This window comes from Aeromonas sp. 2MA4 (assembly GCF_029237305.1).
Lineage (GTDB): Bacteria > Pseudomonadota > Gammaproteobacteria > Enterobacterales > Aeromonadaceae > Aeromonas > Aeromonas salmonicida.
Genome location: NZ_JAACFY010000001.1, coordinates 292721 through 308351 on the forward strand (window position 1 = coordinate 292721; position 15631 = coordinate 308351).

10 protein-coding genes and 2 tRNA genes are annotated in these 15631 nt (G+C 59.2%); 6 read left to right on the forward strand and 6 right to left on the reverse strand.

Annotated elements, in window-relative coordinates:
• The first annotated feature begins 40 nt into the window (after positions 1 to 40).
• Entirely contained in the window at positions 41 to 715 is a 675-nt protein-coding gene (locus tag GWQ31_RS01360) for a response regulator (RefSeq protein WP_169045685.1), read from the forward strand.
• Entirely contained in the window at positions 715 to 2100 is a 1386-nt protein-coding gene (locus GWQ31_RS01365) for an ATP-binding protein (protein WP_275908468.1), read from the forward strand. Before GWQ31_RS01360 ends, GWQ31_RS01365 begins: the two co-directional genes overlap by 1 nt.
• A gap of 362 nt (positions 2101 to 2462) precedes the next feature.
• Here GWQ31_RS01365 and glk read toward each other — a convergent pair whose 3' ends face one another.
• Complete coding sequence (gene glk / locus GWQ31_RS01370; protein WP_005319365.1) at positions 2463 to 3431, reverse strand: glucokinase; 969 nt, start codon at positions 3429 to 3431, stop codon at positions 2463 to 2465.
• A gap of 349 nt (positions 3432 to 3780) precedes the next feature.
• On the opposite strand from glk, the gene GWQ31_RS01375 reads away from it, so the two are divergent.
• On the forward strand, positions 3781 to 4635 hold the full coding sequence (locus GWQ31_RS01375) for a MurR/RpiR family transcriptional regulator (RefSeq protein WP_165484139.1): 855 nt from the start codon (positions 3781 to 3783) through the stop codon (positions 4633 to 4635).
• A 163-nt stretch (positions 4636 to 4798) separates the two neighbouring features.
• On the forward strand, positions 4799 to 6238 hold the full coding sequence (gene pyk / locus GWQ31_RS01380) for a pyruvate kinase (RefSeq protein ID WP_017412636.1): 1440 nt from the start codon (positions 4799 to 4801) through the stop codon (positions 6236 to 6238).
• Positions 6239 to 6298: 60 nt separating this feature from the next.
• On the opposite strand, the gene GWQ31_RS01385 is transcribed toward pyk, so the two are convergent.
• The 4 genes from GWQ31_RS01385 to GWQ31_RS01400 all read right to left on the reverse strand — a co-directional run bounded on the left by GWQ31_RS01385 (position 6299) and on the right by GWQ31_RS01400 (position 13626).
• Positions 6299 to 7345 (reverse strand): efflux RND transporter periplasmic adaptor subunit, encoded by a 1047-nt coding sequence (locus tag GWQ31_RS01385; protein WP_275908469.1) that lies wholly within the window; start codon positions 7343 to 7345, stop codon positions 6299 to 6301.
• 15 nt (positions 7346 to 7360) lie between these two features.
• Positions 7361 to 10426 carry an efflux RND transporter permease subunit gene (locus GWQ31_RS01390; protein WP_275908470.1) on the reverse strand — a complete coding sequence of 1022 codons (3066 nt, stop codon included), beginning with the start codon at positions 10424 to 10426 and terminating at the stop codon, positions 7361 to 7363.
• Between the two features lie 173 nt (positions 10427 to 10599).
• A complete protein-coding gene (locus GWQ31_RS01395; protein WP_275908471.1) occupies positions 10600 to 12924 on the reverse strand; it encodes an acyl-CoA dehydrogenase in 2325 nt (774 codons plus the stop codon).
• 48 nt (positions 12925 to 12972) lie between these two features.
• Complete coding sequence (locus tag GWQ31_RS01400) at positions 12973 to 13626, reverse strand: TetR/AcrR family transcriptional regulator (protein ID WP_021138409.1); 654 nt, start codon at positions 13624 to 13626, stop codon at positions 12973 to 12975.
• 466 nt (positions 13627 to 14092) lie between these two features.
• Here GWQ31_RS01400 and GWQ31_RS01405 point away from each other — a divergent pair, with 466 nt between their 5' ends.
• On the forward strand, positions 14093 to 14833 hold the full coding sequence (locus GWQ31_RS01405; protein WP_021138408.1) for a phosphatase: 741 nt from the start codon (positions 14093 to 14095) through the stop codon (positions 14831 to 14833).
• Positions 14834 to 14920: 87 nt separating this feature from the next.
• A tRNA-Thr gene (locus GWQ31_RS01410) sits at positions 14921 to 14996 on the forward strand.
• Positions 14997 to 15227: 231 nt separating this feature from the next.
• Here GWQ31_RS01410 and GWQ31_RS01415 read toward each other — a convergent pair.
• Positions 15228 to 15317, reverse strand: a tRNA-Ser gene (locus GWQ31_RS01415).
• Positions 15318 to 15631: the final 314 nt, after the last annotated feature.

The following is a 15631-nucleotide window of genomic DNA, read 5'->3' on the forward strand; positions in this document are numbered from 1 at the left end:
CCTCTAATTGACAGCCTGGATTCCCATGATCGCGCACCTAATGAAAATATTGTTGGTCGAAGACGACAAGCTGCTCAATCACCACCTTGCTACCCTGCTGACCGAGGCCCAGAATCAGGTCCACAGCACGGACAACGCCCAGGTGGCCCTGCATTACGCCACCGATTACCCCATAGACGTAGCCATCATAGACTTGGGGCTGCCTGACATGGACGGCCTGCAACTCATCAGGCAGTTGCGCGAGCGGCAGATCCCCTTCCCCATCATAGTGTTGACCGCCCGTGGCAACTGGCAGGACAAGGTGGAAGGACTGGAGGCCGGTGCGGACGACTATCTGGTCAAGCCCTTCCAGAAGGATGAGTTGCTGGCTCGCCTCAATGCCCTGGTTCGCCGCAGCGCCGGTTTCATCTCCCCCAGGGTCAAAGCGGGTGACTATGAACTGGATCTCTCCCGCAAGGAGCTGACCATCGCCGGTACGCCGGTGGTGCTCACCAGCTTTGAGTACCTGATCCTCGAATACCTGATGCGCAACGCCCGCCAGGTGGTCTCCAAGCAGCAACTGCTGGATCAGCTCTACGGCGATGGCGAGGGTGATCCCAACACCATAGAGGTGATGGTGAGCCGACTGCGCAAGAAGCTGGACCCGGAGGGGAACATACAGCCCATCTCCACCATCCGGCGCCAGGGTTACATCTTCAACCTCTCGTGCAACTGATGGGTCTTCGCTTGTTGTCACGCCCCATGCAGCTGCTGCAGCGCTCGCTCCACATCAAGCTGATGCTGAGCGCCATGCTGGTCATAGCGCTCATCATGGCCTTCTCCGTCTATATCCTCTATCTGGGTCACACCGAAGAGCAGGCCCAGAAGGCCAGCACCCGCATGCAGGAGAACCTCTCCAAGCTGTTCTCTTCCAAGTTGCCGGAACCCCACTCCACAACCGATCTTGGCAAGATAACGCCGGATGCCATCGACCCCAATCTGGATACCCTGATCTGCCGGGCGGATGGCCAGCTGAGCTGGTCCAGCCTGCACATGCCAGAGGTGGTCCAGGCCAGGGACACCATCTGTCAGGATCTGATGAATTACCTGGGTGGACTGGATCAGGACTACTTCTTCAAGCGCCACACCATCAAGAACGGCGAGAGCTACTTCATCTACAGCCTGCGTTTTCTGCGCAACCACGGCGATGGCCCCACCACCTACTATGTGGTGATGGTCGATTCGGCCAAGCGCTATCTGGCCCAGACCCGCAACTACCTCTACCAATGCATTCGTCAGGCACTGCTGGCCTACTCACTGCTCGGTGCCCTCTTGCTGCTCACCAGCTTCTGGAGCCTCACTTCCTTGCGCACCATGGCGCGCCAGATAGACGAGATCAGGGCGGGCAAGCGGGAGGCCCTCTCCAATGACTACGAGCGGGAGCTGACGCCACTGACCGAGTCGGTCAACCAGCTGCTGGAGAACGAACGCCAGCAAAGCCAGCGCTATCAGCACGCCTTGAACGATCTGGCCCACAGCCTGAAAACCCGGCTGGCCCTGATCCAGATAACGGCGCAGGAGGTCAAGCTGGGGCACGACATCCACGACAACATCAATGAGCAGATCCTGACCATGGATCAGATCATCCAGTACCAGCTGCGCCGCGCCGTCACCGGCCGCCAGCGCCTCGCCAGCAAGGGTACAGAGCCGGTGCCGCTCATCGAAAAGCTGCTGGCCAGCCTCGCCAAGGTCTATCGCCACAAGAAATTGCAAACCCGCTTCAAGTTCGATGACGACGTCTTCTTTGCCGGTGAACAGGGGGATCTGATGGAGCTGATGGGCAACCTGCTGGATAACGCCTTCAAGTTCGCCATCAGCGAAATCCAGGTCACTGTGAGTCGCCGCCTGGATCGGCTGCGCATAGAGATTGAGGACGATGGCCCCGGCATAGACCCGGACAGATCGCAACAGATCTTCCAGCGCGGGGTGAGAGCAGACAGCTCACCCGGCCAGGGCATTGGCCTGGCTGTGGTCACCGAGATAGTGCACAGCTATGGCGGCCAGATCATGGTGGATGAGTCCCAGCTGGGGGGCGCCCGCTTTACCCTGGACCTGCCTTAAGCCACTCGGCTCATGCCGCCTCACGCCAGCCCATTCAGCACGCCTGCCCCTTCGCAGGCGTGCTTGCTGTTGCCTTCCTCTTGATGCCCAGATAAACACCCGCAACCCTCGTCATATCGATCACATATCAGCAAGGAAGCGACACACAAAAGCAGGATGAAGATCAGAAGATAAAAAAAACCGGCCTCAAGGGCCGGTGAAACAGTTCAGGCTTGTCAGGTGACAAACGTACCCAGCGGATGAAGACAAGTTCCAACTCCCTGTGGAGCCCTGGCCTCTTGAGTACGTGCAGTCACTTTATGCCATGGTCACTGAATCAAGGCTGAACCATGACGCAGTTGGCATTCCTTCCCTGTTTCTGCTTACAACTTGATGCCGAGCGACTGGCGCAGATAGGCACCGGCGCCGAGCAGACCCGGCCCCTCGTGAGTAATGAGGAAGACGGGGATATCCTTCAGATAGGATTTGAAACGCCCCTTGTCTTCAAACGCCACCCGAAAGCCCGAGCCAATAAAGAACTCCTGAAAACGCGGTACGATGCCGCCTGCGATATAGACGCCGCCGAAGGTGCCCATGTTAAGCGCCAGGTTGCCGGCAAAGCGACCCATCAGCACACAAAACAGGCTCAAGGTACGGCGGCAATCCAGGCAATCCCCCGCCAGCGCCCGCTCAGTGATGTCTTTGGGGGCCAATGCCTCTGGCTCGCGCCCATCGGACTTCACCAGACCGCGATAGATGTTCACCAGACCAGGGCCGGAGAGCAGCCGCTCGGCCGAGACATGACCAAGCTCGGCGCGCATGACCTGCAGCACCGCATCCTCTTCTTCGCTGTTGGCGGAAAAGTCCACGTGACCGCCTTCGCCCGGCAGGCTCAGCCATTGCTCACCCGCCTGCACCAGGTGGGCGACACCAAGGCCGGTCCCCGCCCCATAAATGGCGATGGGTTTGTCCGCCACAGGGGCCCCGCCCCCCAGCTGGATGCGATCGGCTTCTGCCAGCACGGGCACCGCCATTGAGACAGCGGTAAAGTCATTGATCACCTGCAAGCGGGTCAGGCCCAGATTGGCCTGCATCTCGCCGATGGAAAACTCCCAGCTGTGGTTGGTCATGGCGACCCAGTCGCCGTTGATGGGGCAGGCGATGGCGATGCAAGCCTGGCTCACCTGCGCAGCGTGTTCGTCCAGATAGAGGCGAACCACGGCTTCGAGGCTGGGATGAGCCAGCCCGGAATAGGTCTTGGCCCGGGAAATGGTGCCGGTCGCCAGCTCGCACAGGGCCAGCCGTGCATTGGTGCCACCGACGTCACCGACCAGCGCATGGGTATGCTGCATAACATAACTCCTTCGTTACTTGGGTCGGGGCGGCGCTTACCGTCCCGCAATTATTATTTGGCAGCAATTCTACCCGAGCCCCTCCCCCGGCGGCGTGTTTGATCAATGCAACTGTGCGCCCGCTCACAGTGTTGTTGCTTTGCAACATTTGTAAGCGTTTTCATGGAGTGGATGGAAGTTTGTAACCAAAAAGACGAAATAATTAGACATGAGTCATACTTTGCAGGGCCGAGATTAGTTTCAATAAGAGCTTGTCTTGTATAGTCATCCAGTTGATTGGAAACATGCTTAGCCGTGAATTTAGTGCAAAGACACTGAAGCTAAATTACAAAAATGCCTGGTGGTGATGATGAATACCCTTGATAAAATTACTAACAATTTGGAAAGTTTCAGTAAATCAGAGCGTAAAGTGGCCGAGGTCATTCTGGCCTCACCACAGACGGCCATCCACTCCAGTATCGCCACCCTCGCCAAGATGGCTGACGTCAGCGAGCCGACCGTCAACCGTTTCTGCCGCCGTCTCGATACCAAAGGCTTTCCCGATTTCAAACTGCATCTGGCCCAGAGTCTGGCCAATGGCACGCCTTACGTGAATCGCCACGTGGAAGCGGAAGACGGTCCCGAGACCTATACCGCCAAGATCTTCGAATCCACCATGGCCTGTCTGGATGCCGCCAAGAACAGCCTGGATATCTCCGCCATCAATCGCTGCGTCGATATCCTGACCCAGGCCAACAAGATCAGCTTCTTTGGCCTGGGCGCCTCCTCCGCCGTGGCGCGCGACGCCCAGAACAAGTTCTTCCGCTTCAATATTCCGGTAGTGAGCTTCGATGACATCGTCATGATGCGCATGAGCTGCATCAACAGCAGCGAAGGGGATGTGGTGGTGCTGATTTCCCATACCGGCCGCACCAAGGCGCTGGTGGAGATAGCCGCGCTGGCCCGCGAGAACGATGGCACAGTGATAGGCATCACCGCCAAAGACTCGCCGCTGGCCCGCGAGTGCAATCTGGTGCTCTCCATGGATGTGCCGGAAGATACCGATGTCTACATGCCGATGGCATCACGCATCGCCCAGCTGGCGCTGGTGGATGTGCTGGCGACCGGTTTTACCCTGCGCCGTGGCATGAAATTTCGCGAAAACCTGAAGAAAGTCAAAGAAGGTTTGCGCGAATCCCGCTTTGATACTCCCCACTCCTCCTGAAGCAACGGGGGCCCTGGCCCCCGGCTGTCTATGCCACCCACCTTGGTGTAGTATTGTAATTTAGTAACAGAAGCCACCCAGATGGCTTGCAAGCGGGTGCTATGGGTCATGCGCTTGCCGGGGCAGTATCTCAAGTCATATCAACTTCAAACTGGAGTCTTTCATGCCAAGACGTACAAAGATTGTAACCACACTCGGTCCGGCGACCGATCGCGAAGGGATCCTAGAGGCGATCATTCGTGCCGGCGCCGACATGGTGCGGATGAACTTCTCCCACGGCACCGCTGAAGACCATATCTTGCGCGCCAATCAGGTGCGTGACATTGCCGCCAGGCTGGGCCGCCACGTCGCCATCATGGGTGACCTGCAAGGCCCCAAGATCCGCGTTTCTACCTTCAAGGATGGCAAGGTCTACCTGGCCATCGGTGACAAGTTCATTCTCGATGCGGCGCTCGGCAAGGGTGAAGGCTGCCAGGAACAGGTCGGGATCGACTACAAGAGCCTGCCCGACGACGTGATCGCCGGTGACATACTGCTGCTGGACGATGGCCGCGTGCAGTTGAGAGTCGAGCTGGTCGAAGGCACCCGCATCCACACCACAGTGACAGTGGCGGGCCCGCTCTCCAACAACAAGGGCATCAACAAGAAAGGCGGCGGTCTCTCCGCCCCGGCCCTGACCGAGAAAGACAAGGAAGACATCAAGACTGCTGCCCTGATGAACGTGGATTACCTGGCCGTCTCCTTCCCCCGTTGTGGCGATGACCTGCGCTATGCCCGTGAACTGGCCCGCGAAGCCGGCTCCAACGCCAAGATTGTCGCCAAGGTCGAGCGCGCCGAAACCGTCGCCACCGACGAGGCGATGGAAGACATTATCCTCGGCTCCGATGCCGTCATGGTGGCCCGTGGCGATCTGGGCGTCGAGATCGGCGATCCCGAGCTGGTTGGCGTGCAGAAGAAGCTCATTCGTCACTCCCGCCGTCTGAACCGCGTCGTCATCACGGCGACCCAGATGATGGAGTCCATGATCAACGCCCCGTTGCCGACCCGTGCCGAAGTGATGGACGTGGCCAACGCCGTGCTGGATGGCACAGACGCTGTGATGCTCTCCGCCGAGACCGCCGCCGGCCAGTTCCCCATCGAGACTGTCATGTCCATGGCCAGCGTCTGTGTGGGCGCCGAGAAGCACCCAAGCCTGAACGTTTCCAACCACCGCATGAGCTACACCTTCACCTCGGTGGAAGAGGCAGTCGCCATGTCCACCATGTATGCCGCCAACCACCTGGAAGGGGTCAAGGCAATCGTGGCGTTGACCGAATCCGGCACCACACCGCTGCTGATGTCCCGCATCAGTTCGGGCCTGCCTATCTTCGCCATGTCTCCCCACAACAAGACTCTGGCCTGGACCAATCTCTACCGCGGCGTCACCCCTGTGCTGTTTGACGGCGACGAGACCAAGCCGGTCTACGAAGTGTGCCGCGACGCGCTGGATGTGCTTAAAGCCAAGGGGCTGGTCCAGAGCGGCGACATGGTGTTGCTGACCCACGGCGACAAGATGGAAACCGTGGGCAGTACCAACACCTGCAAGGTGATGATGGTCGAGTAACTCCCCCCGTCAACAAAAACGGCTCCCGCGGGAGCCGTTTTTAATGGACGGGTCTGGACCTCATCCGCGAAACAGTTCGACCTTGTCACCATGGCGCAGGCTACCTGCACCGCGCACCACCACCCTGTCTCCCTGCTTGAGCGCCCCGCTCACCGCCACCTGCTGACTGTCACCAAACAGCACTGTCACCGGCACCCGGTTGACCTTGAGCCCCTTGCCGCTCTGCTCCACCTGATAGACAACACTCCCCTCGGTGTTGAGCACAAGGGCATCCCGCGGCAGCAGCATGGTGTGCTGCTCACCCAGCGGCAACGCCACCCGCACCGGCGACCCTATGATGAAGCTGGCCGATTCTGGCTTGAGGCGCAGCTCGATGAGACGGGATTTGGGATCGGCACTCGCCGCCCTTTGGTAATAAATGCCATGGCCGCTGAGCTGATCACCCTCAACCCGCAATCGGGTCCGGGGCTCCAGGCGCTGAGCCCAGACGATGGGGGCCTGCAGGCGGATATCCGGCTGATCCGGGTTGACCAGCTCCAGCGCCTGCTCGCCGGCATCCACATGCTCCCCCGGCTGGATGAAGTGGTTGTTCACCACCCCATCGAACGGGGCGAAGATATGGCTACGACGCAACTGCTCCTCAATCTGGCGTACCTGCACCCTCGCCAGCCGCTCGGCAAGCGCTGCCTGCTCCACCTCGTAACCGGCCTTGTCATACTGGCTGGCTGAGGCACTCTTCTGTTGGTGCAGTCGGTCGAGACGCACAAACTCGGCCTTGGCATAACGCACATTGCTGGCCCACTTGGCCTGCTCGGCCCGCGCCTGTTCCAGCGATAGCTGCAACGCAGCGCTGTCGAGACGCAGCAGCTCGTCCCCCGCCTTGACCCGGCTGCCGAACTCGGCAATCCACTCCACCCGTCCGCTCACCTCGGCACTCAATGCCGCCTGCTGACGGCTTGCTACAGTGCCACTGACCCAGATGCTGGCCGCCGCATCCCCTTGGGTCACGTCGGCAAGGGTCACCATCTTGCCTTGTGCCAGGGCGGGAAGTCCCCCCCCCGCCAGCAGGGCCGCACCCAGTACCATCCTTGTGAAAATTCGTTTCATTGATGAGCTCCTTGCTCAAGCCCGCTGCCGCAGGGCGAGCGGTGGCTGTTCAGTCTGCTCCCCCAGCCGCAGAAAGGCGGGTAACAGGATCAGGGTAAACAGGGCGCTGCAACTCATGCCGCCGACGATGACGGTGGCCAGTCCCCGGTAGATTTCGCTGCCCTCGCTCGGGCTCAGCATCAGCGGCAACATGCCAAAGATGCTGGTGAGGCTGGTCATGGCGATGGGCCGCATCCGGCTTTGCAGCGCATCGGCTACCGCACATTGACGACTCATGCCGTCCCGCTCGGCCGAGCGGGTCTGGTGCACCAGCAAGATGGCGTTATTGACTACCAATCCCAGCAGAATGACGAAGCCGATGATGGTCAAGAGATCCATCGGCAGCGGCACCAGCAGGCCGCTCAGCTGCAGCGTCAGCACACCGCCGACAGAGGCGAGCGGCAAGGTCAGCAACACCAGAACGGCATCCTTGAGAGAGGCAAACACGCCCCACAGCAGGATCAGCAGTATGACCACGGCGAACAGGAAAATGGCACCCAGATTGTCCAGCGCCTGTTGCAGACTGTCGGCGTTGCCAGCAATCCGCAACTCCCCACCAACGGGCAGCAGCGGGCGGATGGCGGCGAAGCTCTTGCCTTGAAGGGTGTCGAGCACCTGCTCCATGCTCATCCCCTCAGGCGGGGTGATCTGCAGGCTGATGCTGCGCCGTCCATCGACCCGCAGTATGCTGGCCGGCCCCATGTCGTGTTCCACCCGCAGCAACTCACCAAGGGGAACGATCCGGCCGGACGGCGTCGCCAGCGGCACCGCCTTGAGCTCATCGGGGTTGGCGGATGTCTGCCCCATCAACATGATGTCGAGCCGCTCCTCCCCATCAAAATACTCCCCGACCCGCAGGCCATCGCCGAAGGTCTGGATGATGGCAGGCATGGGGGTGCGATCCCAACCCACCTCGGCGAGGCGCCGGTCTTGGGGCACCAGCCGCAGCTCGGGGGCGGTGAAGTCGAGATCCGGCTCGGGCCGGACCTGGGCTCCCGGCAAATCCCGCTTCACTATGGCCATGCTCTCCCGGGCCGCCTGATAGAGCTCGGGCAGATTGCCTCCCTGCAGCAAGAGAGAAATACCGTTTTCGCTGTCAAAACCACCGAACAAGGAGCCCTGGCCACCGAACGTCTGGGTATCGGGAATGCCCACCAGCAGTTGCTTCATCAGCAGGCTTTCCAGCTCCTTGATGCGGTTCTCATCCTTGGGCCTCACCCCAATCTGGGCACCGCCCGGGTAGCGCATTATGTAGTAGTTCTTGAGGGCCGGCTCCTTCTCCCCCTTCATGTAGGGAGCGAGCCGGGCGATCAGGGTGTCGATCACTTCTTCCCGCTGGGCCTTGAGATTAAAACCCGGGGTGAAGCTCATCCAGACATCCACCGCATCGCGTTTTACATCCGGCAGGTAATCCATCTTGGGCAGCAGGGCCCAGGTCGCCAGGGCTGGCAGACTCATCATCAAGATGATGATGCTCCAGCGGCGAGGCGCCGTGCCAGTCCAGCGGATCACATGGCGGGTCGTACGCTGCCACAGTGAGTCATAGGGATCGACCAGTCGCTCGCGCCCCATCCAGCGCGCCGCTACCGCAGGCAGTACTGTGACCGCCACCAGCATGGAGACGGTCACGGCGCAGGCGATGGTCAGCGCCAGATCGGCAAACAGTTGACCTTCTACATCGTTGAGCAGCAGCACCGGCAAAAAGATGGCCACCGTGGTCAGGGTGGACGCCACCAGCGCCGTCCACACCTGTCGGGTACCCTCCAGCGCCGCCTCGGCCTTGCTCAAATCACCCCGCTCATGGCGCCGGTAGATACTTTCCAGCACCACTATGGCAGCATCCAGCACCATGCCGACCGCAAAGGCGATGCCTGCCAGCGAGATGACGTTGAGGGTCCTGCCCAGTACCTTGAGCAGACAGAAGGTGAGCATGATGCTGATGGGAATGGCGAGCGCTATCATCAGGGTCGCCTTGAGCTGGCGCAGAAACAGCCAGAGGATGGCGCAGGAGAGCAGCACGCCGAGCCCCAGGTTGGCCGTCACCATGCCCACCGCCCGGTTGATGTAGAGGGAGGCATCGAACGACTGCTCCATGTGCAGCCCGACCGGCTCCAGCACGTCGCGGTTGAGATCGCTCACTTTGACCTTGATCGCCTCCAGCGCCGCCAGGGCATTGGCACCGCTCTCCTTGAAGATCTGCGCCGCGATGGCGGTATTGCCATTCTGGATGCGCAGTACCGGGTTCTCTTCCCGGGACAGCCTGATTTCTGCCACATCACGCAGATAGATGGGCAGACCATCGCGCCAGTCCACCACCTTGTCCCCCAGGGTATCGACGTCATAACGCCCGGCGAAGCGCAGCTTGTATTCCCAACGGCCTATGTCGAGGGTGCCCGCAGACACATCCCAGCCGGTACTGGCCCGGCTGGCGAGCACAGGGATCTCCACCCCCAGCTCGGCGGCGCGATAGGGGTCGAAACGTATCTGGATCTGGCGCTCGTTGATCCCCTCCACCTCCACGGTCGATACCCCGGGGATCCGCTCAAGCTCAGGCTTGACCCGCGCCTCGATCAGCGCCTGATGATCGTCAATCTGTCCCTTGGCACCGGGCAGTTGCTGGATAAAAAAGAAGGTGAGGGTGTCGTTGCTGCTGTAATTGTTGACGTAGGGGCCACCTATGTTGTCCGGCAACCCGGACACCCTGTTCAGGCGAGAGATGACATCGAGCTGGGCCCGCTGCATGTCGGTGCCCAGCGCGAACTCCAGATCAATCTCGGTAAAGCCGGGAAAGCTGTTGCTGGTGAGACTCTTGAGCCCCTGCACACCCTGCATCTCCTGCTCGATGGGGTCGGTGATTTCCGACTCCATCTCCTGAGGGGAGGCCGAGCGCCAATCCACCGAGATATTGAGGTGCGGGCGGTCTATGTCGGGGAACAGCTGGATGGGCAGCCCCCGAATGCTGAGCAGGCCCAGCAGAAAAATCAGCACGATCGACACCGCCACCCAGATGGGACGTTCGATCGCCGTTTTGGCGAGGTTCATTCACTCTTCCTGAGTTGTTGTTATCGGCCATTCCGCTGGCCTTGCTTCCTGCCCCAAGGGTGGGGGCCATTGCATTAAACTGGAATTAATCCAGGTTGTAAATGCATGGTTAACAAACAAAAAAACCGGCCAGATTGGCCGGTTTCTCGTCAGGTTCAGTGCCAGCGACGCGGTCAGGCGGCGTGCACCACAGGGTTCGGCTGAGACAGACCTTCCAGCTCGCCAGGAGCAAAGTTGTCCACCTGGATGGCTTCGTAACGCAAGGCATCGGCGGCCAGCAGCTTGTCGGCCTCATCCTTGCTCAGGATGGACTGGGACAAGGCAGCATCGACCAGCTCGGGCAACGCCATCTTGCGGGGCAGCTTGCCCTCTTTCTGGGCCTGTACCAGCTTCTTCTCGTAGGGCTGCACCGCCACCATGGCCAGGAAGGCACGCTCCATCAGACCGACGGGATCCGCGTCATCCTTGCCCACGTAGCACAGTGCCGTCAGACGATCGCGGAATTCACCCGGCTTCATCATGGCCAGACAGATGGCATGGCAACGATCATCGGCCGGCATCTGGTAGCCGACGCCGAACGGGAAGACGACCCGCTTGAGCACGACACCCACTACCTTGTTCGGGAAGTTCTGGAAGAAACCATCGAACGCCTTGCCAATCAGGTAGAGGTTACGCTCCACCGCATACTGCACGAACGGCAGATCGGAGACCATGCGGCCCTGATCTTCGTAATGCTTGAGGGTGGCAGAAGCCAGATAGAGGTGGCTCAGCACGTCACCCAGGCGGGCGGAGATCATCTCCTTGCGCTTGAGATCGCCACCCAGCATCAGCATGGAGACGTCGGCGCACAGGGCCAGCCCTTTACTCATGCGAGCGAGCTGCTTGTAGTAACGGGCGGTCTCGCCCCCTACCGGGGAGCCATTGAACTGACCCAGGGTCAGCCCCTGGAACAGGGCCCCGAAGAAGTTACCGGCACCAAACGCGATATGTTTGAGAAGCAGGTCGTCGAACTTCTCGAGGCCACGCTCAAAATCAGGATCGGCCGCCGCCTCCATCTCGCCAAACACATAAGGGTGGCAGCGGGTAGCCCCTTGCCCGAAGATCATCAGGTTGCGGGTCAGTATGTTGGCCCCCTCCACAGTGATGGCCACCGGAATGCCCATGTAGGCATAGCCAGTGTAGTTTTTCGGACCCAGCTGAATGGCGCGACCGGCGTGGATGTCCATGGAGTCATCCATGATCTGGCGCGCCATTTCGGTCATGTGGTACTTGGAAATGGCAGTGACGATGGCCGGAGCCTGACCGAGATCCAGCGAACCTGCGGTCATGCGACGGGCCCCTTCCAGCTGATAGGTAAGACCACCGATGCGGGCCAGCGCTTCCTGCACCCCTTCAAACTTGCCGATGGACATGCCGAACTGCTTGCGCACGTAGGAGTAAGCCCCCACTGTGCGGCTCGCCATGTGACCACAGGCGGTGCCAAGAGCGGGCAGCGAGATGCCGCGACCGGCGGAGAGGCACTCCACCAGCATGCGCCAGCCACGGCCGGCGTAATCCGGACCACCGATGATCCAGTCGAGCGGAATGAACACATCCTTGCCGAAGGTCGGGCCGTTAAGGAATGCCAGCCCCATTGGATAGTGACGATCGCCAACCCGCACCCCAGGGTGACTGGTCGGGATGAGCGCGCAGGTGATGCCGAGATCTTCCTTGTCACCCAGCAGTTTTTCCGGGTCAAACAGCTTGAACGCCAACCCCAGCACGGTAGCGCGCGGCGCCAGCGTGATGTAACGCTTGTTCCAGTTCAGGCGGATGCCAAGCACTTCCTCACCCTTGTACTGACCCTTGCAGACGATCCCCTTGTCAGGGATGGCGCCAGCGTCAGAACCGGCTTCCGGGCCGGTCAGGGCAAAACAGGGTACTTCCTTGCCATTGGCCAGCCCCGGCAGCCAGAAATCTTTCTGGGCCTGGGTGCCGTAGTGCATCAGCAGCTCGCCCGGGCCGAGGGAGTTCGGCACCATGACGGTGACCGCCACGCTCAGACTCTTGGTGGCAATGCGAGTCACTATGGTGGAGTTGGCAATGGCCGAAAACTCGCGACCGCCATAGGATTTCGGGATGATCAGGGAGAAGAAGCCCTCCTTCTTCAGATAGTCCCACACCGGCTCCGGCAGATCTTTGGTTTCGTTGACGATCTTGAAGTCATCCACCATGGCGAGCAGGGTCTCGACCTGATTGTCGATAAAGGCCTGCTCTTCGGCGCTCAGTTCGGCCTTGCCGTAACCGTGCAGTTTTTTCCAGTCGGGGTTGCCGCGAAACAACTCGCCATCCCACCAGACGGAGCCGGCCTCCATGGCCTCCCGCTCGGTGGCCGACAAGGGCGGCAATATCTTCTTGAAGATGCCGAACACAGGACGGGTTACCACCTTTTTACGGATGGAGGGCACGCCGAGCACGACGGCTATCGCCAGCACCAGCAGGATAAGCAATGTGATCATACCGAAGTTCCTTCTATTTCACTGTTTCCGTTGATTTATTGTTGGTTTTTACACGGCCAGGGAGAGCCTGGTCGACTCCACGGGCGCCCCGACACCAGACGCCAGATAAGGAATTACATTGCGCACCAGCCCTTCCACATCGAGCTGCTGGCCAAAGTCGGCCAGGGCGATGTCGCGCAGGGCATCGGCGGAGGCCATGGTGAACACCACTGTGCCCAGAGTGAAATGCAGCCGCCAGAAGAGGTCTGCCGGTGACAGAGCCGGATTGGCCTTGGAAATCGCCTGAGTGATCCGCAACAAGATGGGGCCATAGTGAGCCGTAATGAAGCGGCGCAGGTGACCTTGGCTGTCGATATAGCCACGTCCCAGCAGCTGCATGAAGATGGCGGGGCCATTGGCTCGCACTGCAACCAGCTTCATCAAGGGATCGACAAAGCTTTCAAATACCTGCAGCAGGGTCAACTGCTCCTGCTCCATCAGGGTATGCAGTCGTGCATCCAGATCCGGCATAAACAGGCTCAGATAGCGATCAAGCACAGCCTGGATCAGCTCCTTTTTGGAGCCGAAGTGATAGTTGACCGAGGCGAGGTTGACATTGGCTTCACTGGTGATCAGACGCAAAGAGGTATCGGCGAATCCCCGCTCGGCAAACAACACCTCGGCGGCATCAAGAATACGGTTTTTGGTATCGATTTTACTCACAGGACACCCCACTTAAAACGAATGTTTAAAAAGTACGTTTCACAACCATTTGTGTCAAGAGAATGTGAACATGTGTTAGTGAAATGTTTTTGCTAAAAAGGGGGAACAAGGCGGGAACTTAGCTGGCAAACAGCACTCTATATCTATGCCACTGCAATTAAACATTAAGTCTCGCCCAACCTGCTCCATGCTAGTTGGGCATTTTTTTGCCCTGTTGCTATTGGTGCCGATACGCGGGCAAAAAAAACCGTCGCTGGGAGCGACGGCGGGGAAAAGAGGTTGCACCATCCTGATCCAACCCATCGATGCGAGTTCAGGCTTTCATCGATTTGCCCATCATGGCGGCCAAGCGTGTTCAAACTTTGTCAGCGCCCCCGCAATTTGTGACAAAGTATGACAAGCCACAACATGGTCTCGACCCACCACCTTTGTTATGCTGGCGCCTCACGCCAGAAGGGGAGAGAAGATGAAGTATACGGTCGATACCCACACCCATACCGTCGCCAGCACCCACGCTTACAGCACCATTCACGACTATCTGCCCATCGCTCGCGCGAGGGGGATCAAGCTGTTTGCCACCACTGATCACGGTCCCGACATGGCCGATGCACCTCACTTCTGGCACTTCGTCAATCTGCATGTGTTGCCACGGGTGGTCGACGGGGTCGGCATACTGCGCGGCATAGAAGCCAACATCAAGAACATTGATGGCGAGATCGACTTCCCCGAACGTTACGAGTCACGGCTAGACATGATAATGGCAGGCTTCCACGAACCGGTGTTTCCCCCCTGCGATCAAGCAACTCATACCCAAGCCATGATCAACGCCATCAGGAGCGGTCGGGTCGACATGATAAGCCACCCTGGCAATCCCGCCTTCCCCATCGACATCCAGGCCGTGGTCAAGGCCGCCGCGCAATACAGAGTGGCGCTCGAACTTAACAACTCCTCGTTCAGCCATTCCCGTCCGGGTAGCGAGAGTAACTGCCGCGCCATCGTTGAAGCGGCGCGCGACCTCGGTGCCTATCTCACCTTCGGCTCCGACTCCCACGTTGCGTTCAGCCTTGGGAATTTCGAACACTGCCACCGACTGGTGACCGAGGCACACTTCCCCGAGGACAGGATCCTGGCGCGCTCTCCCCGCGCCCTGCTCGATTTTCTCGAGAGCCGCGGCCGAGCCCATATCCCGGAGTTTGCAGATCTCTGATCGTTTGGCCGTAACACAATGAGCCCACTCATAAAAGTGAGACAGGCTCATTGACTTGAACCTGCATTTTCGGGAATCTGGCCACACGCCGGTATAGCTCAGTTGGTAGAGCAGCGCATTCGTAATGCGAAGGTCGGGGGTTCGACTCCTCTTACCGGCACCAGACATAAAGGGTTAACCACATATGAGGTTAACCCTTTATATCTTTTGGCTGACACACAAGATGTGTCATCACAGTTGACGCCGGCTGCTCCATTGGGAACAAGATGACTATCTGATGCCATCAGGTCAGTCTAGAGAGCTCTAACACCGATCAACACAGGCAACAAAAAGCCCGCAATGCTTGAAGCGATGCGGGCTTTTTATATTTGTCGGCTTGCACGAGGCAGCTGAATGGCGGAGAGACAGGGATTCGAACCCTGGGTGGCATTGCTGCCACAATTGATTTCGAGTCAATCCCGTTCGGCCACTCCGGCATCTCTCCACGGGGCTTAACTTTTACCGGACCAGACCTGATAAATCAACTTGAATCTCTTTAAAGATCAAATGACTGTCGATAAAAAAGACAATGCTACTGCGCTTGTGACCATGATTGCTGCTATGGTCCGGGGCACAACACGCAGGCACAGCCCAGGAGCCCGAGCACTGGTGATCCCACGCTCCTGGTACCTTCCTGACCCCCACGTCGCCAGACACAGGTTATGACAGATACTGGCTTGTTCACCGCCCTGCTCTGCACATGACCCCATTCGTCGCATTATCCGGCACTGACATAATAAAGTGCGAAAATTCCTCAAA

Bases quoted from the DNA above. Each gene is read 5' to 3' on its own strand.
- GWQ31_RS01390 (WP_275908470.1), bottom strand. From the start codon at position 10,426: ATGAACCTCGCCAAAACGGCGATCGAACGTCCCATCTGGGTGGCGGTG.
- GWQ31_RS01365 (WP_275908468.1), top strand. From the start codon at position 715: ATGGGTCTTCGCTTGTTGTCACGCCCCATGCAGCTGCTGCAGCGCTCG.
- pyk (WP_017412636.1), top strand. From the start codon at position 4,799: ATGCCAAGACGTACAAAGATTGTAACCACACTCGGTCCGGCGACCGAT.
- GWQ31_RS01395 (WP_275908471.1), bottom strand. From the start codon at position 12,924: ATGATCACATTGCTTATCCTGCTGGTGCTGGCGATAGCCGTCGTGCTC.
- GWQ31_RS01405 (WP_021138408.1), top strand. From the start codon at position 14,093: ATGAAGTATACGGTCGATACCCACACCCATACCGTCGCCAGCACCCAC.
- GWQ31_RS01375 (WP_165484139.1), top strand. From the start codon at position 3,781: ATGAATACCCTTGATAAAATTACTAACAATTTGGAAAGTTTCAGTAAA.
- GWQ31_RS01360 (WP_169045685.1), top strand. From the start codon at position 41: ATGAAAATATTGTTGGTCGAAGACGACAAGCTGCTCAATCACCACCTT.
- glk (WP_005319365.1), bottom strand. From the start codon at position 3,431: ATGCAGCATACCCATGCGCTGGTCGGTGACGTCGGTGGCACCAATGCA.
- GWQ31_RS01385 (WP_275908469.1), bottom strand. From the start codon at position 7,345: ATGAAACGAATTTTCACAAGGATGGTACTGGGTGCGGCCCTGCTGGCG.